Below are 21574 nucleotides of genomic sequence, written 5' to 3'. Positions count from 1 at the left end.
GCACCCCTCGTAGTCAGGACACAGGACGATGACCGCCACCCCCGTGAGCAGCGACAGCATCACCGACGGCGCGACCGTGACCGCCCCCGGCAGCACCGGCGGGCGGTCGGCGGACGGCACCCCCCGCACCGGCGCGGAGCAGCTCGTCGACACCCTCCGGCGGGTCGGGGTGGAGCACATCTTCGGACTTCCCGGCGGGGCGGTGCTGCCCCTCTACGACGCCCTCTACGAGGCCGAGGGCATCCGGCACATCCTCGTCCGCCACGAGCAGGGCGCCGGCCACGCCGCGCAAGGGTATGCAGCCGCGACCGGGAAGGTGGGCGTGTGCCTGGCCACGAGCGGGCCGGGGGCGACCAACCTGGTCACCCCGCTGGCCGACGCCAACATGGACTCGGTGCCGATCGTGGCCATCACCGGCAACGTCGCCAGCACCGCGATCGGCTCGGACGCCTTCCAGGAGGCCGACATCCGCTCGATCTCGATGCCGGTGACCAAGCACTCCTTCTTCGTCACCCGGCCCGACGAGATCGCCGCGACGATCGCCTCGGCCTTCCACCTGGCGGCCAGCGGCCGGCCCGGCCCGGTCCTGGTCGACATCACCAAGGACGCCCTGACCGCCCACGCCACCGACGAGCTGCGCCAGCTGCCGATGCCCGGCTACCGGCCCGCCTCGGTCCCGGCGCCGCAGGAGGTGCGCGACGCCGTCGAGCTGATGCTCACCGCGCGGCGCCCGGTCCTCTACGTCGGCGGCGGCTGCATCCGGGCGGAGGCGCACGAGCAGGTGCGCGCCCTGGCCGAGCTGACCGGGATGCCGGTGGTCACCACGCTCATGGCCCGCGGCGCCTTCCCCGACAGCCACCCCCAGCACATGGGGATGCCCGGGATGCACGGGACGGTCTCCGCCGTCGCCGCCCTGCAGAAGTCCGACCTCATCGTCAGCCTGGGCGCCCGGTTCGACGACCGGGTCACCGGAGCCAAGGACTCCTTCGCCCCCGGCGCGAAGATCGTGCACGCCGACATCGACCCGGCCGAGATCGGCAAGAACTTCCCCACCGAGGTCGGCCTGCTGGGTGACGCGCGCTCGACCATCCAGCTGCTCATCACCGAGTGGACCCGCCGCACCGCCGAGGGCGCCACCTACGACTACGCGGCGTGGAACGCCCGCTGCCGCGGGTGGAAGAGCCGCTACCCGCTGGGCTACGACGAGCCCAGCGACGGCGCCCTGGCGCCCCAGTACGTCATCGAGCGGCTCGGCGTCCTCGCCGGCCCGGACGCGATCTTCGCCTCCGGCGTCGGGCAGCACCAGATGTGGGCCAGCCAGTTCATCGGCTACGAGCAGCCGCGCCGCTGGCTCAACTCCGGCGGGCTGGGGACGATGGGGTATGCCGTGCCCGCCGCGATGGGCGCCAAGGTCGCCATGCCCGGCAGCACGGTGTGGGCGATCGACGGCGACGGCTGCTTCCAGATGACCAACCAGGAGCTGGCCACCTGCGCGGTCGAAGGCATCCCGATCAAGGTCGCCATCATCAACAACGCGGCCCTGGGGATGGTCAAGCAGTGGCAGGCGCTGTTCTACTCCGAGCGGTTCAGCGCCTCCCAGCTGCCGTCGGCGCAGATCCCGGACTTCACCACCCTGGCCCAGGCCTACGGCTGCGTGGGGCTGCGCTGCGACACCCGCGAGGACGTCGACCGCACGATCGAGCAGGCCATGGCCGTCGACGACCAGCCGGTCGTCGTCGACTTCCGGGTCAGCAAGGACTCGATGGTCTGGCCGATGGTCCCCGCCGGCACGAGCAACGACGCCATCCAGCACGCCCGCGACCTGACCCCCGACTTCGGCGAGGACGAGTGATGACCCTGCTCCACGACTACCCGCTCCCCGACCGCGACGTCCCCACGGCCCCCGAGGCCCACCGACCCCCCACCTCCACCCTCCCCCGCCGCTCCGGCACCACCACGAAAGGCACTCCCATGCGACCCGACCGCAACCGCCACGCCCTGTCCGTCCTGGTCGAGAACAACCCCGGCGTCCTCGCCCGGGTCTCGGTCCTGTTCGCCCGTCGCAACTTCAACATCGACCACCTGGTCGTCGGCCCGACCGAGGACAACAAGGTCTCCCGGATGACCATCGTGGTCAACGTCAACGCCGAGCAGCTGCACAAGGTCACCAGCCAGCTCGACAAGCTGGTCGAGGTCATCCACATCCAGGAGCTGGACGACGCCGACGCCATCCGCACCCAGCTGTGGGAGATCAACGACAACGGTCCGCGCCCGGTCGGCGCGATGGCGGCCGCCGCCTTCTGAGCCGACCCCGCCGCATACCCTCAGCCAGACCCCGCACCCCGCAGCACCACCCCCCACCACCACAGGAGAGAACACGCCGATGGCCACCATGTACTACGACGACGACGCCGACCTGTCCATCATCCAGGGCCGGAAGGTCGCCGTGCTCGGCTACGGCAGCCAGGGGCACGCGCACGCGCTGTCGCTGCGGGACTCCGGCGTCGACGTCCGGGTCGGGCTCGCCGAGGGCAGCTCGAGCCGGGCCAAGGCGCAGGCCGAGGGCCTGTCGGTGATGACGCCGGCGGAGGCCTGCGCCGAGGCCGACGTCATCATGGTGCTCGTCCCCGACCACGTGCAGCGCCACCTCTACGCCGAGGCGGTCGAGCCGCACCTGTCCGACGGCAAGGCGTTGTTCTTCAGCCACGGCTTCAACATCCGGTTCGGCTACATCAAGCCCCCGGCCGGCGTGGACGTGTGCATGGTGGCGCCGAAGGGCCCGGGGCACCTGGTCCGCCGGGAGTACGTCGACGGGCGCGGCGTGCCGGTGCTCGTGGCGGTGGAGCAGGACGCGACCGGCGGCGCCAAGGCGCTGGCGCTGTCCTACGCCTCGGCGATCGGCGGCCTGCGTGCCGGCGGCATCGAGACGACCTTCACCGAGGAGACCGAGACCGACCTCTTCGGCGAGCAGTCGGTGCTCTGCGGCGGGATGAGCCAGCTGGTGATGTACGGCTTCGAGACGCTCACCGAGGCCGGCTACCAGCCGGAGGTGGCCTACTTCGAGTGCCTGCACGAGCTCAAGCTCATCGTCGACCTCATGTACGAGGGCGGCATCGCCAAGCAGCGCTGGTCGATCTCGGACACCGCGGAGTACGGCGACTACGTCTCCGGGCCGCGCGTCATCGACAGCCGCGTGAAGGAGAACATGAAGGCCGTCCTCGAGGACATCCGCAACGGGTCGTTCGCGGACCGGTTCATCAAGGACCAGGACGCCGGCGCGCCGGAGTTCAAGGCGCTGCGCGAGAAGGGCGCCCAGCACCCGATCGAGGCCACCGGCAAGGAGCTGCGCGGGATGATGGCCTGGGTCAAGTCGCACGACAGCGACTACGTCGAGGGGTCGGCCGCGCGTGACTGAGCCGTCCAGCACGACCGGCACGCCGGGGGTCGACCCCAAGCCCCGCTCCCGGGACGTCACCGACGGCCTGGAGAAGACCGCCGCGCGCGGCATGCTCCGGGCCGTCGGCATGGGCGACGACGACTGGGTCAAGCCCCAGGTCGGCGTGGCCAGCAGCTGGAACGAGATCACGCCGTGCAACCTGTCCCTGGACCGGCTCGCCAAGGCGGTCAAGGACGGGGTGCACGCCGCCGGCGGCTACCCGCTGGAGTTCGGCACGATCTCGGTCTCCGACGGCATCTCGATGGGGCACGAGGGGATGCACTACTCCCTCGTGTCCCGGGAGATCATCGCCGACTCGGTCGAGACGGTGATGTCGGCCGAGCGGCTCGACGGGTCGGTCCTGCTCGCCGGCTGCGACAAGTCCCTGCCGGGGATGCTCATGGCCGCCGCGCGTCTCGACCTGGCCTCGGTGTTCGTCTACGCCGGGTCGATCCTGCCCGGGCGGGCCCGGCTCTCGGACGGCTCGGAGCGGGAGGTGACGATCATCGACGCCTTCGAGGCGGTCGGGGCGTGCGCCGCCGGGCTGATGTCGCGCGAGGACGTCGACGCCATCGAGCGGGCGATCTGCCCCGGGGAGGGCGCCTGCGGCGGCTTCTACACGGCCAACACGATGGCGGCGGCCGCGGAGGCCCTCGGCATGTCGCTGCCCGGGTCGGCGGCGCCGCCGGCCACGGACCGGCGCCGGGACGGGTTCGCCCGCCGGTCCGGGGAGGCCGTGGTGAACATGCTGCGCACCGGGCTGACGGCGCGGCAGATCCTCACCCGGGAGGCGTTCGAGAACGCGATCGCGGTGACGATGGCCTTCGGCGGCTCGACGAACGCGGTGCTGCACCTGCTGGCCATCGCCAGCGAGGCCGAGGTGCCGCTCACCCTGGACGACTTCCGCCGGATCGGGGCCAAGGTCCCGCACCTGGCGGACGTCAAGCCGTTCGGCCAGCACGTCATGGTCGACATCGACCGGATCGGCGGCATCCCGGTCGTCATGCAGGCCCTGCTCGACGCGGGCCTGCTGCACGGCGACGCGATGACGGTGACCGGGAGGACCGTGGCCGAGAACCTGCGCGAGCTCGGCGCCCCGCCGCTGGACGGGACGGTCCTGCGGACGATGGACAACCCGATCCACGCCACCGGCGGGCTGACGATCCTGCAGGGGTCGCTGGCCCCCGGAGGAGCGGTCGTGAAGTCGGCCGGCTTCGACTCCGACGTCTTCCGCGGCACCGCCCGCGTCTTCGACGGGGAACGGGCCGCGATGGACGCCCTCGAGGCCGGCACCATCTCGGCCGGCGACGTCGTGGTCATCCGCTACGAGGGGCCCAAGGGCGGTCCGGGGATGCGCGAGATGCTCGCGATCACCGGGGCCATCAAGGGCGCCGGGCTCGGCAAGGACGTCCTGCTCGTCACCGACGGCCGCTTCTCCGGCGGCACGACCGGCCTGTGCGTGGGCCACATCGCCCCGGAGGCCACCGACGGCGGCCCGGTCGCGCTGGTGCAGGACGGCGACCCGATCGTCCTCGACGTGGCGCAGGGCCGGCTCGACCTGGAGGTCGAGCGGCCGAGCTGGAGCGGCGCCGGGCGGCCTGGACCCCGCCGGAGCCGCCCGAGCGGGCCCGCCGCGGCGTGCTGGCCAAGTACGTCCAGCTCGTCGGGTCCGCCTCCCAGGGGGCGGTCACCCACTGACCGCACCGGCTCACGGCAGGCGCAGGCGCACCACCGACCCCGACTCGGCGAAGGTCCCGGTCGTCGCGTAGAGCATGGAGCCGTGCACCTCGACGTCCGCCGGGCTGTGCGCGGCGAAGAGCGCCTGCGCGCTCGCGCTGCCGCCGGGGATCATCGACACCTGTCCGCCGAACATCTCGGCGACCACGATGTCCTGGTCCCGCAGGGCCAGCCCGGTGGCGCCGTGCAGGCCACCGGCGACCCAGGAGGTCGCGCCCGAGGACGGTCGACCCGGTAGACCGAGCTGAGTGGCGTGCTCTCGCCCAGCCAGCCCTGCAACGTGGAGACGTAGAGCATGCCGTCCTCGCCGACCTCGACGTCGGTGGGGACGGGTTCAGGGGTGAAGCGCTGGTCGACCAGACAGTCCGGCAGGTCCATCTCAGCCATCCCCTCGATCATGGCGTGGATCCCGGCGTCGACGGTGACCGGCGTGGACGGGATCACCGCGACGGTGCTGATGGCACCCGTTCGGCCGTCCACCCGCAGGACGGCGTTCGCGGCAGCGTCCGCGACGTAGACGTCGCCCTGGCGGACCGAGGTCTGGTAGCCGTGCGACTCGATGATCCCGGAGTACCCGAACAGCATCGGCAGGCCTGGGTTCTCGGACTCTAAGGCCGCCAGCTCCTCGGCGCAGCCGGCGTCGAGGTCGGTGAAGCCGTAGGTCGCCCCACCGTCGGGGTTGTGCATCGCCTCGTGGGCGAAGAGGTCGTCGCTGACCCGGGTCACGTCACCGCGCGGACCGATGCGGTAGACGTGGCTCGACCAGCCGGCGTAGTCGGTCCCGACGTAGTAGACGCTCCCGCCCCCGAGGCTCACGCCCACGACCTCGCCGGCCGGGTTGTCGTCGGCGACCAGGTCGGTCCGTCCCTTCCGGTCGATCGACGTCAGCAGCCCGGCGAAGGTCTGCGTGACGTAGACCCCGGGCGAGTTGTCGTGGACGGCCAGCGTGAGCGGCCCCGCGAGGCCCTCGGCGACGGTCTCCGGCTCGGCCCCGGGGCCGGCGTGGGCGGGGGCGGCGACCAGGGCCGTCGCCAGCGTGCCGCAGCACACGAGGGTGGTGATGGACGGACGGGACATGGCGATCTCCCTGCAGACCTGGGTCCTCGGTGGTGCCGTGACCCCCCGCACCGCCACCGACCAGGACCGTGCGTGGACCCGTCCCGGAGCCCTCACCCTAGGCGCGGCCCGACCTCGTGTCGTCATCCTGGGGAGTGAGGGCGGGCACCCGGGGACGGCCCCGCCGGGTGCGAGACTGTGCCCCATGCCCGCACGTGTCCTCGACCAGATCCTCGCCGACCCCGCCGGCCAGTCCTGGGCGGTCCTGCGGCGCGAGGGCCAGCAGGGGGCCGAGGTGATCGTCGGCGACGTCGTCGACCTCTCCCGTCTGGCCGACCTGCCCCGGCCGCGTGAGGGCGAGCCCGTGCTTGCGCTCGTGCCCTACCGGCAGATCACCGAGCGCGGCTTCGCCGCCCACGACGACGGCACCCCGCTGCGCGTGCTGCGCCCGGCCGGCCCCACGGCATACCAGCACCTGCCCGTGGACGAGCTCGTCGCCGCGCTGCCCACGGTCCCCGTCGAGGTGACCGACGAGCGCTTCAGCGTCTCCGACGACGACTACGCCCGGATCGTCGAGCGGGTCATCACCGAGGAGATCGGCACCGGCGAGGGCGCCAACTTCGTCATCCGCCGGGACGTGCTGTGCCGCACCGGGACCGACCCCGCGCTGGCGGCGCTGACCTGGCTGCGGACGCTGCTGACCGACGAGCGGGGCGCCTACTGGACGTTCGCGGTGCACACCCCCGGCCACACCCTCGTCGGCGCCACCCCCGAGCGGCACGTCAGCGTCAAGGACGGCCGGGTGTGGATGAACCCCATCTCGGGCACCTTCCGCCACCCGCGCGGCGCCGACCCCGACGGCAGCGTGGTGACGGCCGCCTTCACCGACTTCGTCCAGGACACCAAGGAGACCGAGGAGCTCTTCATGGTGGTCGACGAGGAGATGAAGATGATGGCCCAGATCTGCTCCGACGGCGGCCGGATCACCGGCCCGCTGCTCAAGCAGATGGCCCACCTGACGCACACCGAGTACCTCCTCGACGGGTCCAGCGAGGCCGACGTGCGGGACGTGCTGCGCGCCACCATGTTCGCGCCGACGGTGACCGGCTCGCCGATGGAGAACGCCTGCAGCGTGATCCGCCGGCACGAGCCCGGCGGCCGCGGCTACTACTCCGGGGTGCTGGCCCTCGTGGACCTCGACGAGGAGGGCGGGGAGCGGCTGGACGCCCCGATCCTCATCCGCACCGCCCACGTCGACGACGAGGGTGCGATCACCGTCAGCGCCGGCGCCACCCTCGTGCGGCACTCCGACCCGCGCTCAGAGGTCGAGGAGACCAGCGCCAAGGCGCGCGGCATGCTCGCCGCGCTCGGGCTGCGGGAGCGCCGGGGCGAGGGGTATGCCGTGCAGCTCGCCTCCCTGCCCGGCGTCGCCGAGGCCCTGGCCGCGCGCAACGAGACCCTCTCGCCGTTCTGGCTCTCGCCGCAGGAGGTGCGCCCGGACCCCGACCTCGCGGGCCGGCGGGTGCTCGTCGTCGACGCCGAGGACACCTGGACCCAGATGCTGGCCCACATGGTCCGCCACGTCGGGATGGTCGCCACCGTCCGACGGTGGGAGGACGTGCAGGTGGCGGACGTGCTGGACCCGGAGGTGGACCTGCTGCTGCTCGGTCCCGGGCCGGGCGACCCCACGCGGCGGCGCGACCCGCGCATCGCCCGCCTGCGCGCGTTGGCCCTGGCCCGGCTCGAGGCCGACCGGCCGCTGCTGGCCGTGTGCCTGTCCCACCAGGTGCTGTGCGACCTGGCCGGCCTGGAGATCTCGGCGCTGGACCGGCCCAACCAGGGGGTGCAGCTGCCCGTCGACCTGTGGGGGCGGCGGCGGCTGATCGGCTTCTACAACACCTTCGTCGCCCGACCCTCGGCAGCGGCTCCGGTGCTGGCCGGGCGGGAGCTGGAGACGGCCCTGCACGAGGACGGCAAGGGCGTCGTGGCGCTGCGCGGCCGGGGGGTCGCCACGATCCAGGGCCATGCCGAGTCGGTGCTCTCCCGCGACGGGCTGGTCACCCTGCACGGGCTGCTTCGGCACGCGGTGGGGGCGCCTGCGGGGGGAGACTAGGCGGATGCGGACCGTCGGCGTGGAGGAGGAGCTGCTCCTGGTCGACGTGCGCACCGGGAAGCTCGTGCCCGTCGCCGGGGAGATCCTGCGGGAGAGCGACGACCAGATCACCGGGGAGTTCCTCGAGCAGATGGTCGAGACGCGGACCCGGCCCCAGGAGGGTGCCGAGGACCTGCTCGCCGACCTGCTCGGCTCCCGGGCGGAGGTCGCCGCCCGGGCGGGCGACCGGGGGGCGGTCCCTGCCGGGCTGAGCACCTCACCCCTGCCGACGCGCGGGGTCGTCCGGCCGGTCGAGCGCTACGGGCGGATCCTCGAGGCCTACGGCGCCCTGGCCCGTCAGCACCTGACCTGCGCCTGCCACGTCCACGTCGAGGTGCCGACGAGGACGAGGGGGCGGTCGTGCTCGACGGGGTCCGGGAGTGGCTGCCGGCCCTGCTGGCCCTGTCCGCCGGGTCGCCGTTCGCCGGCGGGGAGGAGACCGGCTACGCCAGCTACCGCTGGCAGCTCATGGCCCGCTGGCCCTCCGGGGGGCCGCCGCCGATCGTCGGCACGGCCGAGGGCTACCGGGCCCTCGTCGACGGACTGCTGGACACCGGGGTGATCCTCGACCGGGGCAGTCTCTACCTGGACGCCCGGCTGTCCCACCACCAGTCGACGGTGGAGGTCCGCGTCGCCGACGTCTGCCCGGACGTGCGGGTGACCGTGCTGCTCGCCGTCCTGGTCCGGGCCCTCGTGGAGACCGTGGCCGCGCACGGGAGCACCGTGGACGGTGCCGCGGTGCGGGACCGTCCGCTGGCCGGGACGACGACCCTGCGGGCCGCGACCTGGCAGGCCTCGCGGGCCGGGCTCACCGGCCACCTGGTGCACCCGGCCACCGGCCGGCTCGCGCCGGCGGGCCGGGTGATGGGCGACCTGGTCACCTTCGTGCGTCCCGCGCTGGTGGAGACCGGGGACCTGGCCCTGGTGGAGGAGGGGATGGGCCGGGTCCTCCGGCAGGGGGGCGAGGCCACGCGGCAGCGGGAGGTCCTGCGCCGGACCGGGCACCTGGCCGCCGTCGTGGCCGACGTGGCCCGGCTCACGGTCGAGGGGGCCTAGCCCCTGGCGCGCCGGACGTAGACCTGCTTGCGGACCCGCGCGACGAGGGTCCCGTCGTCCGCGACGACGTCGTTGTCGAACCAGCGCAGCACCCGGTCGCCGTCGTCCGCCCGCACCTGCAGCTCGTCGAGCACCTCCTGCGTCAGGTGGAAGGTGGTGCCCACCGGCCCACGGCCCGGGGCGAGGAACTCGACCTCGGCCGCCCGGTCCCACACGACGTAGCCCCGGCCGAGGTTGCGCATGACCATGAGCATCCAGAATGGATCGCACATCGCGAAGATGGACCCGCCGAACTGGGTGCCGACGTAGTTGCTGGTCAGCGGCGTGTGCCGCAGCCGGACGGCGACCTCGCGAAAGTCCTCGGCGATGTGCTGCACGTGGATCCCGGAGAAGAGGAAGGGCGGCCAGGCGTTCATCCCGACGCGCAGCACCCGGGGGTCCCGGGCCAGCGCCTTGACCGGGCCGACCCGCTGGGCGGACCGCGAGCCAGCCCGTGGGGCGGCCCGTGGGGCGGCCCGTGGGGCGGCCGGGCCGCTCACGTCTCCGCCCCGGGCACCGCCCGGCAGGGCCCCTCCACCCAGGCGTCGACGGTGTCCCCCACGGCCGGGGGGAAGGCCCCGGTGCGCGCCTGGGCGGTGAGCCCGCCGGCGAGCTCGAGGGTCACGAGGGCGTCGTGCCCGTGGAAGTCGACCGTCGTGACCCGGGCGCGGACGGACCCCTCCGGCGCCGGTCGGGCGGGGTCGTCGGCGGGGGCCAGCTGGACCTGCTCGGGACGGACCACGACCCGGGTGGCCCCGGGCACGCCGGGCAGCACCTCGACCCGGCCCAGCGGGGTGCGGACCTCGGTGGCGGTCTCGTCGACGAGGTCGACCAGGTCGGCCTCACCGACGAAGGAGGCGACCCAGGCGTCGACCGGGGTGCCGTAGACCTCCTCCGGCGTGCCGACCTGACGGACCCGGCCGTCGCGCATGACCGCGACCCGGTCGGCCATGGACAGCGCCTCGGCCTGGTCGTGGGTCACGAGGATGGCGGTGGCGCCGTCCTCGTGCAGGGCGCGGCGCACGTCGCGGCGCAGGTCGACCCGCAGCGAGGCGTCGAGGGCGCTGAACGGCTCGTCGAGCAGCACGAGCGGCGGCCGCGGCGCCAGGGCCCGGGCCAGGGCGACGCGCTGCTGCTGACCGCCCGAGAGCTCGTGCGGCATGCGGGCCCCCAGCCCGCCGAGGCCGACCAGCTCGAGGCACTCGGCGATCCGGGCGGACCGGTTGCGGTCGCGGCGGGACAGGCCGAAGCCGACGTTCTCGGCCACCGACAGGTGCGGGAAGAGCGCCCCCTCCTGGGGGACGACGGCGACCTGGCGACGGTGGGGAGGCAGGTGGATCCCCGGCAGGGCGACCGCCCGGCCGTCGAGGGCGATCCGCCCGCTGTCGATCCGCTCGAAGCCGGCCATGCAGCGCAGCAGCGTCGTCTTGCCGCAGCCCGACGGGCCGAGGACGGCGAGGAACTCGCCGGAGTCCAGCTGCAGGGAGACCTCGTCCAGGGCCGTGACGTCGCCGAACCGCTTGCTCACGCCCACGATCTCGACGGCGTGCGCGGCCGCGCGGGCCTGCGTCGGGGTGCGGGTGGTGGACGTCGTCATGGTCAGGTTCATGGTTGCATGTCTCTCACGAGATCGACCTCGGGCTCCTCGAGCTCGGCCACCTCGACGGCCGGCCCGTCGGCCGCGGCCGCCGGCAGGATGCCGCTGCGCCGGGTGATCAGCCAGGTCGGGATCGCCGCCAGCGCCACGAGGACGAGGGCGTAGGGGGCGGCCTCGGCGTAGCGGCCGATCGCCGTGGCGCTCCACAGCCTGGTCGCCAGGGTCTCGGTGCCGGTGGGTCGCAGCAGCAGGGTCGCCGGCAGCTCCTTCATCGCGGTGAGGAACACCAGCGCCGCGCCCGCGCCGATCCCCGGCAGGGTCAGCGGCAGGGTGACCCGGCGGAACACCGCCGCCGGGCTGGTGCCCAGCGCCTGGGCGGCCTCCTCCAGCGAGGGCGGCGCCTGGCCCGCGGCCGAGGCGACGGCGCTGACGCCCAGCGGCAGGAAGAGGGTGGCGTAGGCCAGTGCCAGCAGCCAGGTCGTCTGGTAGAACGGCAGCGCCACGGTGACGCCGAAGAACACCAGCGACAGGCCGACGACGACGCCCGGCAGGGAGTGGGCCAGGTATGCCGCCCGCTCCAGGGCCGCGGACAGGCGCCCCGGGTGCCGGGCGGCGAGGATGCCCACGGGCAGGGCCAGGGCCATGGTCAGCAGCGCCCCGGCCCCGGCGGCGGTCAAGGACCCGACCGCGGCCTCCCCGAGCCGCTCCCACGCCTGCGAGCCCGAGGTCCCGTCGCCGATCCACCGGACCAGGGACAGGGCGGGCACGCCCAGGGCGGCGAGGACCACGGCGACCAGACCTGCCAGGGCGGGCCAGCGCCATACCCCCAGGTGGAGGGCGCGGGCCGGGCGCACGACCCGCGGGGAGGAGAACCGCGCCCCCGCCCGGCGGGTGCGGCCCTCGCCCCACAGGATGACCAGGGTGATGAGCACGAGGAGGGTGGCGAGGGTCAGCGCCATCGTCCGGTTGAAGCCGGCGTTGAACGCGGTGAAGATCGCCCGGGTGAAGGTGTCCACCCGCAGGATGGACACGGCCCCGAAGTCGGCCAGCACGTAGAGGGAGGCCAGCAGTGCGCCGCCGGCGATCGCGGGGCGCACCTGCGGCAGGGTGACCGTGGTCAGGGTGCTCCAGGGGCCGCGGCCCAGCGACCGGGCGACCTCCTCCTGGCCGGGGTCCACGCGCACGAGCGCCGCGGCGACGGGCAGGTAGACGTAGGGGTAGGTGTAGAGGGTCAGCACCACGGCGGCGGCGGTGAATCCCTCGAACCGGGTGCCGGGGTCGGCGGACCACAGGTCGGCCACCGAGACCCAGGTGAAGGCCGCGACGTAGCTGGGCACCGCGAGGGGCAGGGCCAGCAGGACGGCGAGGAGCCGTCGGCCGGGGACGTCGGAGCGGGTGACCAGCCACGCACCGGCCACCCCGATGGCCAGGCAGGCGAGGGTGACCACGGCGGCGAGCAGCAGGGAGGTGCTCGCCAACGTGGCGGTGCGGGGGGTGACGACCGTGTCCCACCAGGACGACGGGCCCCCCTGGGCCGTCCGCAGCAGCAGGTAGCCCAGGGGGATGAGCGCCACCGCCGTGGCCACGAGGGCCCCGGCGGTGAGCGCTGGGTGCGGTCGTCGGGTCAGAGCAAGCCTGCCTCGGAGATCATCTCGATCGTCGTCTGGAGGTCGTCGAGGTCGTTGAGGTCGATGTCCGGCACGTCCAGGCTGTCCAGCGGGGGCAGCGAGGCGTCGGGCTCGACGCCCTCGACCATGGGGTACTCGTGGGTGTTCTCCACGAAGTAGGTCTGCCCCGCCTCGGAGAGCAGGTAGTCCACGAGCGCCTGGGCCTCGCCGTCCGGCTGCTCGTCGACCAGGCCGATGCCGGAGATGTTGACGAGGGCACCGGTGTCGCCGTCGGGGAAGAAGTGCAGCGCGGCGGAGAGCTCCTCGGCCGGCACGCCCTGCTCCTCGGCGAGCTCGTAGAGGTAGTAGTGGTTGACCAGGCCGGTGTCGATCGCGCCGGAGTCGACGTCGGCGACGATGATGCCGTTCTTCTCCCGGACCTGCGGGTCGTTGGCGGCCATGTCGGTGAGCCACTGCCGGGCGGTGTCGTCGCCCTCCTGGACCCGCATCGCGGTGACGAAGGACTGGAAGCTGGCGTTGGTCGGGGCGATGCCCACGCGGCCGGCCCACTCGTCCTCGGTCAGCTCCTGCACCGAGCTGGGCAGCTCGTCCTCGGCGACGGCGTCCTTGTTGTAGACCAGCACCCGGGCCCGGCCGGTGAGGCCGACCCAGTCGCCGTCCTGGGAGCGGTAGGTCTCCGGCACCAGGTCGAGGGTCTCCTGCGGCAGCTCGAGCAGACGCCCCTCCTTGGCGACGGCCCCCAGGGCGCCGGCGTCCTGGGCGAGGAAGGCCTCGGCCGGGGAGTTGTCGCCCTCCTCCAGGATCTGGGCGGCCATCGCGGCGGTGTCGGCGTAGCGGACCTCGACCTCGATCCCGGTCTCGTCCGTGAAGGCGTCGAGGACGGGCTGGACCAGGTCCTCGTTGCGGCCGCTGTAGAGGGTGACCGTCCCGTCACCCTCGGCGGGGGCGCTCGCGGCGGCGTCCTCGGTCGTGCCGTCGGTGCCGTCGGACCCGGCGGGCTCCTCGGCGTCGGAGCCGCAGGCGGTGAGGCCGAGCGCGGCGAGGGCGGCGAGGGTGGCGACGGTGCGCGGTGCGCGGAGGGTCATCGGGTCTCCCGAGGTGTGATGCGACAGGGTCTGCTTGCGCAACATCGTTGAGGCAAGGCAACCCTTACTTCACCACAGGGGCGGGCGGGGATGCAATTGGGGAAGGCCCACGTGCGCTAAATCTCACCATGCCGGGGCGTCGTCACCGGCCCCGGACGCGCGAAAGCCGCGGGGGTCTCAGGGGCGCCCCGCGGCTTGTCGCCGTGGCCAGGGGCGGGGTCGAACCGCCGACCTTCCGATTTTCAGTCGGACGCTCGTACCAACTGAGCTACCTGGCCCGAGTAGTGCACCGGCGTGACCCCCGGTCCTTGGACCAGGAGCCACGCCGCACTCTCTGCGACCCCGACGGGACTCGAACCCGCGACCTCCGCCGTGACAGGGCGGCGCGCTAACCAACTGCGCCACGGGGCCTCGTAACAGGACGAGACCTGTGCATCCCCAACGGGATTCGAACCCGTGTTACCGCCGTGAAAGGGCGGGGTCCTAGGCCACTAGACGATGGGGACCCGTCCTGCCCGGTCCCTCGCTCAGAAGCCCTGCTCGGTTCCGTTGAGGACAGTGAGAGAGCATACGGGATGCCGGGCCGGACGCCAAAATGCGGTGCGGCCAGGGTCCCGTCAGGCGTCCGGCCGGCCGTCGAGGACCGTGTCCAGGGCCGCGTCCACGGGGACGTCGCCACCGTTGAACACCAGCGTGGTGCCCGCCAGCCGGGGCCGCTCGACGACCGCGGCGAGGACGGCGGCCACGTCGGCCCGGGGCACCTCGCCACCCTCGAACCCCTCGGCGGGCCGCCCGGAGCCGTCGGCCGTGACGAGCTCGACCGCCCCCGTGCCGGGGTCGTCGGTCAGGCGGCTCGGGCCGAGGATCGTCCATCCCAGGGAGCTCTCGCGCAGGTGCATGTCGGCGGCCGCCTTGGCGTCGGCGTAGGTGGCGAACGGGTTGTCCTGCGGCACACCGTGGTCGGGGCGGGAACCGGCGTAGGACACCATGACGTAGCGCTCGACGCCGGCCGCCTGGGCGGCGTCCATCGAGCGGATCGCCGCGTCCCGGTCGACGGCCAGCGTGCGCTCGGGGTTGCCGCCGCCGGCCCCGGCGGACCAGACGACGAGGTCGTGCCCGTCGAGGAGGCGGGTGAGACCGCCGACGTCGAGCTGCTCCACGTCGGCGACGACCGGCTCCATGCCGGCCTCGCGGACGTCGGTCTCGTGGTCGGGGTTGCGGACGATCCCGCTGACGGTGTGGCCGGCCTGCTGGAGCAGGGGTCCGGCGAGGCGGGCGATGTGGCCATGGGCTCCGACGAGTGCGATACGCATGTCAGGGCCAACAGGCGGACCCCGGGGCGGCATTCCGTCAGGGGCGGGCCCAGTCCACCAGACGGTCCACCGGCCAGGTGTTGACCACGCGCTCGACCGGCACGCCCAGGCGCTGCGCCCGTTCGCACCCGTAGGCCAGGAAGTCGAGCTGGCCGGGGGCGTGCGCGTCGGTGCTGACCGCGAACAGGCAGCCCAGCTCCAGCGCCAGCGTGATCAGCTCGTCGGGCGGGTCCTTCCGTTCGGGCCGGGAGTTGATCTCCACCGCGGTCCCGGACTCGACGCACGCGGTGAACACGGCCTCGGCGTCGAACTCGCTCGGCGGCCGGGTGCGCCCGCCGCTGCGCCCCTCCCCGCCCCGGTCGCCGGCCCGCGGCATCACCCGCCGCCCGGTGCAGTGCCCGAGCACGCTCGTCAGCGGGTCACGGACGGCGGCGACCATCCGGCGGGTCATCGCCGCCCGCTCCATCCGCAGCTTGGAGTGCACGGAGGCGACCCGGACGTCGAGCCGGGCCAGCAGGTCGCGGTCCTGGTCGAGCTCCCCGTCGTCGAGGATGTCCACCTCGATGCCCTTGAGGAGGGTGAACGAGGCGCCCGTGTGCGCGTTGACCGCGTCGACGACCTCGAGCTGGCGCCGCAGGCGGGCCGCGGACAGGCCGTTGGCCACCGTCAGCCGGGGGGAGTGGTCGGTCAGCGCGAGATACTCGTGCCCCGCCTCCATCGCCGAGGCCACCATCTCCTCGACCGGGGAGCCGCCGTCGGACCACGACGAGTGCGTGTGCAGGTCGCCCCGCAGCCGGGCCCGCAGCGCCTCGCCGCCCTCGACCAGCGGGCCGCCGTGCGTGCGCTCCAGCTCGGCGAGCTTGTCGGGCACCGCCCCGGTGACGGCCTGCTCGACCACGGCCGACGTGGAGGCCCCGACCCCGGGCAGCTCGCGGAGCGTGCCCTCCCGGACCCGGCGGCGCACCTCGTCCTCGCCGAGCGGCAGGATCGCCGCGGCCGCAGTTCGGTAGGCCTCGACCCGGTAGGTGGACTCGCGGTGCCGCTCCAGCAGGTAGGCGATCCGGCGCAGGGCGTCGACGGGCTCGATCGGCATGGCAGCCACGGTAGGCCGCGCCCGCCCCTGGCGCGACGGCATACCCTCCCTGCATGGCTCCCGACGTGCGCGCCGCCCGCCTGCGCGACCTCGACCCGACCACCCTGCACGACCTGCTCCGTCTGCGGGTGGACGTCTTCGTCGTCGAGCAGGAGTGCGCCTACCCCGAGCTGGACGGCCGTGACGCGGACGCCACGACCGAGCACCTGTGGGTGGAGGTCGGGGGCACCCCGGTGGCGACCCTGCGGCTGCTCACCGACGAGGGCGGCACCCGCCGGATCGGGCGCGTCGCCACCGTGCGGGGACACCGGGGGCAGGGGTATGCCGACGCGCTCGTCCGGGCGGCGCTGCGCCGGTCCGGGCAGGCCCAGGTGGTCCTCGACGCGCAGACCTACCTGGAGGGGTGGTACGCCCGGTTCGGGTTCGTGCGGTCCGGCCCCGACTTCGTCGAGGACGGGATCCCGCACCTGCCCATGGTCCTGCGGCCGGGCGGGGCGGGGCAGGGCTGACCTAGGAGCTCTGCCCGCCCGGCTCCTCGTCGACGGACGTCTCGTCGGACGGGTGGCGGGTCAGCGTCCGGCGCTCCACCGGCTCCTTGCGCAGGGACGTGCGCAGGAAGTCCTCGCCGAGGTACTCCATCGCCAGCCGGGCCAGCACCTGCTGCTCGGTGACGGTGCGCTCGGAGCGGTCCCGGCCGACGAAGCTCACGGCCCAGTGCATGAGCGTGGTGACCTGGGACTTGAAGCCGATGATGTAGAAGAGGTGCACCGCCAGCCAGGCCACCCACGCGGGCACGCCGGTCAGCTCGATCCGGCCGCGCTTCATCACCGCGCGGAAGCGGGAGATCGTGGCCATCGAGCCCTTGTCGAAGTACTCGAACGGCTGGCCCGTCTCCTCCCCGCGCAGGCGGCGCAGGACCTGGTCGGCCGCGTGCCGGCCCATCTGGATCGCGCCCTGGGCCACGCCGGGGACGTCCTCGAGGGCCACCATGTCGCCGACCGCGTAGACCTCGGGGTGGCCCGGGAGGGTGAGGTCGGGGTTGACGGCGATGCGCCCGGCCCGGTCGAGCTCGGCGCCGGACTGCTCGGCCAGCGTCCTCGTCAACGGGTTGGCCTGCACGCCGGCGGCCCAGACCTTGGTGGTCGCCTCGATCCGCTCGGTCGAGCCGTCCGGGGTGCGCACCTCCAGCCCGCCGGCGTCGACGTCCACCACCATGGTGTTGAGCCGGACCTCGATGCCGACCTTCTCCAGGTCCCGCTTGGTGCGGGTGGCCAGCCCCGGGCCGAAGCTGCTGAGGACCGCGTCCGCCGCGTCGAGCAGGATGATCCGGGCCGAGCCGGGCTCGATGTGGCGGAACTCCTTGGTCAGGGTCCGGCGGGAGAGCTCGGCCAGCTGGCCGGCCATCTCCACGCCCGTCGGCCCGGCGCCGACGACGACGAAGGTCAGCAGCCGGCGGACCGCGTCGTGCCGGCCGGCGGCGGCGGCCACCTCGGCCATCTCGAACGCGCCGTAGATGCGGCCGCGCAGCTCCAGGGCGTCGTCGATGGTCTTCATGCCGGGGGCGAACTCGGCGAAGCTGTCGTTGCCGAACCACGACTGGTTGGCCCCGGCGGCGACGATGAGGCTGTCGTAGGGGTAGACGGTCTCCTGGCCCACGGTGCCGGCGGTCACGGTGCGTGCCTCGAGGTCGATGCCGGTGACGTCGCCCAGCATGACCTGCACGTTGTCCTGGCTGGCGAGCACGTCCCGGGTCGTGGGCGCGATCACGCCCTCGGACAGGATCCCGGTGGCCACCTGGTAGAGCAGCGGCTGGAAGAGGTGGTGGCTGGTGCGGGCGACCATCGTCACGGCCACCTCCGGTTCGTCGAGGGCCTTGGTGGCGAACAGGCCGCCGAAGCCGGAGCCGACGACGACGACGCGGTGGGTCGAGGCGGGCGTGGGCGTGGGCGCAGTCATGGGGTGGACAGCGCCCTGGCGACCCGGATTCTTCCCTCCGGCGGCCACCTACGACGGGATGACGTGGGTCACGTGGGTGGCGGCCCCCTGCCACACTGGGGGGATGAGCACCCTGGAGAAGGACCCTCCGGAGCGGGTCTGCGGCGAGGAGGCGCACGACCGGGCCGAGCTGGTCCCGCCCCGGGAGGTGCCGCTCGGCGGTCCCCGGGCGATGCGGGTGCGGCGCACCCTGCCCGCCCGCGGACGCACGATGGTGGGGGCGTGGTGCTTCGTGGACCACTACGGGCCGGACGACGTCGCCGACACGGGCGGCATGGTCGTGCCGCCCCACCCGCACACCGCACTGCAGACGGTGTCCTGGCTGTTCCAGGGCGAGATCGAGCACCGGGACAGCACCGGCGTCCACGCGATGGTGGTCCCGGGGGAGCTGAACCTCATGACCGCCGGCCACGGGGTGTGCCACAGCGAGGTGTCGACGTCCTCGACGACGGTGCTGCACGGCGTGCAGCTGTGGACCGCGCTGCCGGCCGAGCACGCCGACGTCGAGGCGTCCTTCGTCCACCACGTCCCCGGGCCGGTCGAGGTGGACGGGGCGGTGGCCAGCGTCTTCCTCGGGAAGCTGGGCCTGGCGGGCACGCGGGCGGTCAGCCCCGTGACGACATACTCCCCGCTGCTGGGGGCCGAGATCGTGCTGCACCCGCACGCGTCCCTGGTGCTGGACCTGGACCCGACCTTCGAGCACGGGGTGCTGCTGGACCGCGGCGAGGTGCGGGTCGCCGGCGAGGACGTGCCGACCGCGCACCTGCTCCACCTGCCCCCCGGCCGGGACACCCTCGAGCTGGCCTCCGGGGCCGATGGCGCCCGGGTGGTGCTGCTGGGCGGCACGCCGTTCGGCGAGGAGATCGTCATGTGGTGGAACTTCGTCGGCCGCAACCACGACGACGTCGTCGAGGCGCGCGAGCAGTGGCAGGCCGAGCTCGGCCATGCCGAGGACGGCAGGTTCGGCGCGGTCGACTACCCGGGGGACTCCCTGCCCGCGCCGGCGCTGCCCCACGTCCGGCTCCGACCGCGGGGCTGAGCCGGGCGCGTGGACCGGCCCGTCCTGCTCGTCGACAACGTCGACAGCTTCACCTACAACGTCGCCGACCTGCTCCACCGGGTGCTCGGGCGGCCGCCCGTGGTGTGGGGCCACGACCACCCGGCCACGGCCGAGGACCTGGGGGACTTCGCGGCGGTCGTCGTGGGTCCCGGGCCGGGGCGGCCCCAGGTCGCGACCGACATGGGCCTGTCGGACCTGGCGCTGCGGCAGCGGGAGGTGCCCGTGCTGGGCGTGTGCCTGGGCCACCAGGGGATGGCGCACCGCGCAGGGGACGTCGTGCGGCAGATGGCGGTGCCGCGGCACGGCATCGTCAGCGAGGTCACCCACGACGGGACGGGGCTGTTCGCGGGCGTGCCCGACCCTGTGCGGGTGGTGCGCTACCACTCCCTCGACGTGGCCGAGCCCGTGTCCTCCGGCCTGCGGGTCACCGCGCGGGCCCTGGACGACGGGTCGGTCATGGCGCTCGCCGACCCCTCCGCCCCGCAGTGGGGCGTGCAGTTCCACCCCGAGTCGGTCCTGTCCGAGCACGGCGGGCTGATCCTGGCCAACTTCCTGCGGCTGGCGGGCGTTCCGCTCGGGCCCGCCGGGCAGGACGCCGGCACCGTGGCCGTGGGGGACGCGCTGGCGCCGCACCCCGACCCGGGCGGGGGGCGGCGCGTGCGGGTCGAGGTATGCCGCGTGCCCGGCCCGGTGGACCCCTGGCGCCTCCGGGAAGGGCTCGTCGGAGAGGCGCCGACGTCGGTCTGGCTGGACGCCTCGGACGGCAGCGGATGGTCGGTCGTCGTCGACGGCGAGGGGCCGTTGGCGCACGAGCTGGTCCACCGGGTGGGGGAGGGGGAGCTCCTCCTGGACCGGGTCGACACCGAGCTCTCCCGGTGGGAGCTGGTCGGGCCCGTGCCGGACGTGCCCTTCGGGTGGCGGCCGGGCTACGTCGGCTACCTGGGCTACGAGCTCAAGGCGGAGACCGGTGGTGCGTCCGCGCACCGGTCGCCGTGGCCGGACGCCTGGCTGCTGTTCGCCGACCGGGGGGTCGTGCTCGACCACGCGTCGGGCGACGTGTGGGCGGTGTGGCTCGAGGACGATGCTCACGGGTCGGGGTCGCCGGCGCGGCAGCAGCGGGACTGGGTGGGGCAGGTGCGACGGGTGGTGGAGCGGTCCCGGCCGGTGGCGGGCCCTGGTTCCGACGTGCGACGAGGACCGGGAGGCCCGGGGGAGGCCGCTCCAGGGACGGGGACGGTGCCGGCCGCACCCCGGGAGGACGCGGCGGCATACCTGGACCTGATCCGTCGCTGCCAGGAGGAGATCGCGCGGGGGGAGTCCTACGAGATCTGCCTGACGACGACCTGGTCGGCGCCGGACGCTGGGGTGGGCGAGGCCGAGCTGTACCGCGCGATGAGGAGCGTCAGCCCGGTGCCCCACGGCGTGTGGCTGCGCTCGCCGCACGTGAGCGTGCTCGGATGCTCCCCGGAGCGGTTCGTCTCCGTGGACGCCGACGGAGGCGTCGAGGCCCGGCCGATCAAGGGGACCCGCCCGCGCGCGGCCGACCCGGTCGAGGACGCGGCGCTGGCCGCAGACCTCGTGACGGCGGAGAAGGACCGTGCGGAGAACCTCATGATCGTGGACCTGCTGCGCAACGACCTGCACCGGGTCTGCCGTCCGGGGAGCGTGCACGCGCCGGAGATCTTCACCGTGGAGAGCTATGCGACGGTGCACCAGCTCGTCTCGACCGTGCGGGGACGGCTGGTCGACGGGATGGGGCCGACGGACGTGCTGCGTGCCTGCTTCCCCGGCGGCTCGATGACCGGGGCGCCCAAGGTGCGCACGATGGAGATCATCGACCGGCTGGAGGGGGCCGCCCGGGGGGTGTACTCGGGCGCGGTCGGCTGGATCGGCCTCGACGGCTCCATGGACACCTCGATCGTCATCCGGACGGCCACCTGGCACGACGGCGACGTGACCTTCGGCGTCGGCGGGGCGATCACGGCCCTGTCCGACCCGCAGGAGGAGCTGGAGGAGACGGTGACCAAGGCAAGGTCAGTCCTGGCGGCGCTGGCCCTGGCGCGAACCGGCGACGCGTCGTCCTCCTCCCTCTCCTCCTGAGGAGGGCTGGACCTGCCGGCCCCCGGGGGCACGAGACCGCGGGGAGCCGGACCCTCAGGCGCTGCGTGGGAGGGGGTCGTCCTGGTCGTCGGCCTGGTCGTGGTCGCTGTCGTCGGTGGGGTGGGTGGGGGGTGGTGGTGCGGTGGTGGGTGGTCGGCCGTGGAAGGTGTCCAGGAGCGGTGGTGGGTCCTGGTAGGACTGTGGTGGTGGGTCGGCGTGGCGGGGGT

General features: G+C 73.8%; 17 protein-coding genes, 3 tRNA genes and 2 pseudogenes. 10 read left to right on the top strand and 12 right to left on the bottom strand.

Features of this window, described 5'->3' with window-relative positions:
* The first annotated feature begins 28 nt into the window (after positions 1-28).
* The 4 genes and pseudogenes from BJF81_RS00615 (at position 29) to ilvD (ending at position 5134) form a co-directional block, all read left to right on the top strand.
* Complete coding sequence (locus tag BJF81_RS00615; RefSeq protein WP_083663882.1) at positions 29-1852, top strand: acetolactate synthase large subunit; 1824 nt, start codon at positions 29-31, stop codon at positions 1850-1852.
* The gene (gene ilvN, locus BJF81_RS00610) at positions 1852-2304 is read left to right on the top strand and encodes an acetolactate synthase small subunit (protein WP_075956725.1); all 453 of its coding nucleotides are present in this window, start codon (positions 1852-1854) and stop codon (positions 2302-2304) included. Before BJF81_RS00615 ends, ilvN begins: the two co-directional genes overlap by 1 nt.
* Before the next feature lie 79 nt (positions 2305-2383).
* On the top strand, positions 2384-3415 hold the full coding sequence (gene ilvC / locus BJF81_RS00605; protein WP_075956724.1) for a ketol-acid reductoisomerase: 1032 nt from the start codon (positions 2384-2386) through the stop codon (positions 3413-3415).
* A 91-nt stretch (positions 3416-3506) separates the two neighbouring features.
* Positions 3507-5134: pseudogene (gene ilvD / locus BJF81_RS00600) on the top strand (dihydroxy-acid dehydratase).
* A 10-nt stretch (positions 5135-5144) separates the two neighbouring features.
* Here the strand turns inward: ilvD and BJF81_RS17850 are convergent.
* Both BJF81_RS17850 and BJF81_RS00595 read right to left on the bottom strand, forming a co-directional pair.
* Entirely contained in the window at positions 5145-5309 is a 165-nt protein-coding gene (locus BJF81_RS17850) for a hypothetical protein (protein ID WP_158068588.1), read from the bottom strand.
* Positions 5285-6250, bottom strand: a complete 966-nt coding sequence (locus tag BJF81_RS00595) for a ScyD/ScyE family protein (protein ID WP_075956723.1) — start codon at positions 6248-6250, stop codon at positions 5285-5287. Before BJF81_RS00595 ends, BJF81_RS17850 begins: the two co-directional genes overlap by 25 nt.
* A gap of 184 nt (positions 6251-6434) precedes the next feature.
* On the opposite strand from BJF81_RS00595, the gene BJF81_RS00590 reads away from it, so the two are divergent.
* The 3 genes and pseudogenes from BJF81_RS00590 (at position 6435) to BJF81_RS20155 (ending at position 9437) form a co-directional block, all read left to right on the top strand.
* Positions 6435-8342, top strand: coding sequence for a chorismate-binding protein (locus BJF81_RS00590; RefSeq protein WP_075956792.1), 1908 nt, complete (start codon positions 6435-6437; stop codon positions 8340-8342).
* A pseudogene (locus tag BJF81_RS20160) lies at positions 8254-8712 on the top strand (carboxylate-amine ligase); the annotation flags it as partial. The gene BJF81_RS00590 and the pseudogene BJF81_RS20160, both read left to right, overlap by 89 nt.
* Positions 8713-8741: 29 nt before the next feature.
* Positions 8742-9437: a carboxylate-amine ligase gene (locus BJF81_RS20155; protein WP_083663880.1), complete on the top strand. Its 696-nt coding sequence runs from the start codon at positions 8742-8744 to the stop codon at positions 9435-9437.
* Here the strand turns inward: BJF81_RS20155 and BJF81_RS00580 are convergent.
* The 9 genes from BJF81_RS00580 to BJF81_RS00540 form a co-directional block, all read right to left on the bottom strand.
* Positions 9434-9976, bottom strand: a complete 543-nt coding sequence (locus BJF81_RS00580) for a DUF4442 domain-containing protein (RefSeq protein ID WP_237769939.1) — start codon at positions 9974-9976, stop codon at positions 9434-9436. The two genes, BJF81_RS20155 and BJF81_RS00580, sit on opposite strands and share 4 nt — an antisense overlap.
* A complete protein-coding gene (locus BJF81_RS00575) occupies positions 9973-11085 on the bottom strand; it encodes an ABC transporter ATP-binding protein (RefSeq protein ID WP_202817389.1) in 1113 nt (370 codons plus the stop codon). The genes BJF81_RS00580 and BJF81_RS00575 overlap by 4 nt, the downstream gene beginning before the upstream one ends.
* Positions 11082-12659: an ABC transporter permease gene (locus BJF81_RS00570; protein WP_075956722.1), complete on the bottom strand. Its 1578-nt coding sequence runs from the start codon at positions 12657-12659 to the stop codon at positions 11082-11084. The genes BJF81_RS00575 and BJF81_RS00570 overlap by 4 nt, the downstream gene beginning before the upstream one ends.
* Before the next feature lie 38 nt (positions 12660-12697).
* Positions 12698-13786 (bottom strand): iron ABC transporter substrate-binding protein, encoded by a 1089-nt coding sequence (locus tag BJF81_RS00565; protein WP_075956721.1) that lies wholly within the window; start codon positions 13784-13786, stop codon positions 12698-12700.
* A gap of 204 nt (positions 13787-13990) precedes the next feature.
* Positions 13991-14064: transfer RNA gene (locus BJF81_RS00560), tRNA-Phe, on the bottom strand.
* Between the two features lie 59 nt (positions 14065-14123).
* A tRNA-Asp gene (locus tag BJF81_RS00555) sits at positions 14124-14197 on the bottom strand.
* A 22-nt stretch (positions 14198-14219) separates the two neighbouring features.
* Positions 14220-14292 (bottom strand) — tRNA-Glu (locus BJF81_RS00550).
* Between the two features lie 111 nt (positions 14293-14403).
* A complete protein-coding gene (locus BJF81_RS00545) occupies positions 14404-15099 on the bottom strand; it encodes an NAD(P)H-binding protein (RefSeq protein ID WP_075956720.1) in 696 nt (231 codons plus the stop codon).
* A 37-nt stretch (positions 15100-15136) separates the two neighbouring features.
* Positions 15137-16192 (bottom strand): PHP domain-containing protein, encoded by a 1056-nt coding sequence (locus tag BJF81_RS00540; RefSeq protein WP_143780595.1) that lies wholly within the window; start codon positions 16190-16192, stop codon positions 15137-15139.
* Positions 16193-16245: 53 nt separating this feature from the next.
* Between BJF81_RS00540 and BJF81_RS00535 the strand changes: the two genes are divergently transcribed.
* A complete protein-coding gene (locus BJF81_RS00535; protein WP_075956718.1) occupies positions 16246-16701 on the top strand; it encodes a GNAT family N-acetyltransferase in 456 nt (151 codons plus the stop codon).
* A gap of 1 nt (position 16702) precedes the next feature.
* On the opposite strand, the gene BJF81_RS00530 is transcribed toward BJF81_RS00535, so the two are convergent.
* Positions 16703-18148, bottom strand: coding sequence for an NAD(P)/FAD-dependent oxidoreductase (locus tag BJF81_RS00530; RefSeq protein ID WP_083663879.1), 1446 nt, complete (start codon positions 18146-18148; stop codon positions 16703-16705).
* Between the two features lie 103 nt (positions 18149-18251).
* Between BJF81_RS00530 and BJF81_RS00525 the strand changes: the two genes are divergently transcribed.
* Positions 18252-19226: a pirin family protein gene (locus tag BJF81_RS00525; RefSeq protein ID WP_075956717.1), complete on the top strand. Its 975-nt coding sequence runs from the start codon at positions 18252-18254 to the stop codon at positions 19224-19226.
* Between the two features lie 9 nt (positions 19227-19235).
* The gene (gene pabB / locus BJF81_RS00520) at positions 19236-21347 is read left to right on the top strand and encodes an aminodeoxychorismate synthase component I (RefSeq protein ID WP_202817388.1); all 2112 of its coding nucleotides are present in this window, start codon (positions 19236-19238) and stop codon (positions 21345-21347) included.
* The last annotated feature ends 227 nt before the right edge of the window (positions 21348-21574 follow it).

This window comes from Ornithinimicrobium sp. CNJ-824 (assembly GCF_001942405.1).
GTDB classification, from domain to species: Bacteria; Actinomycetota; Actinomycetes; order Actinomycetales; family Dermatophilaceae; genus Ornithinicoccus; species Ornithinicoccus kibberensis.
This window is presented reverse-complemented; position numbering and strand designations above follow the sequence as displayed.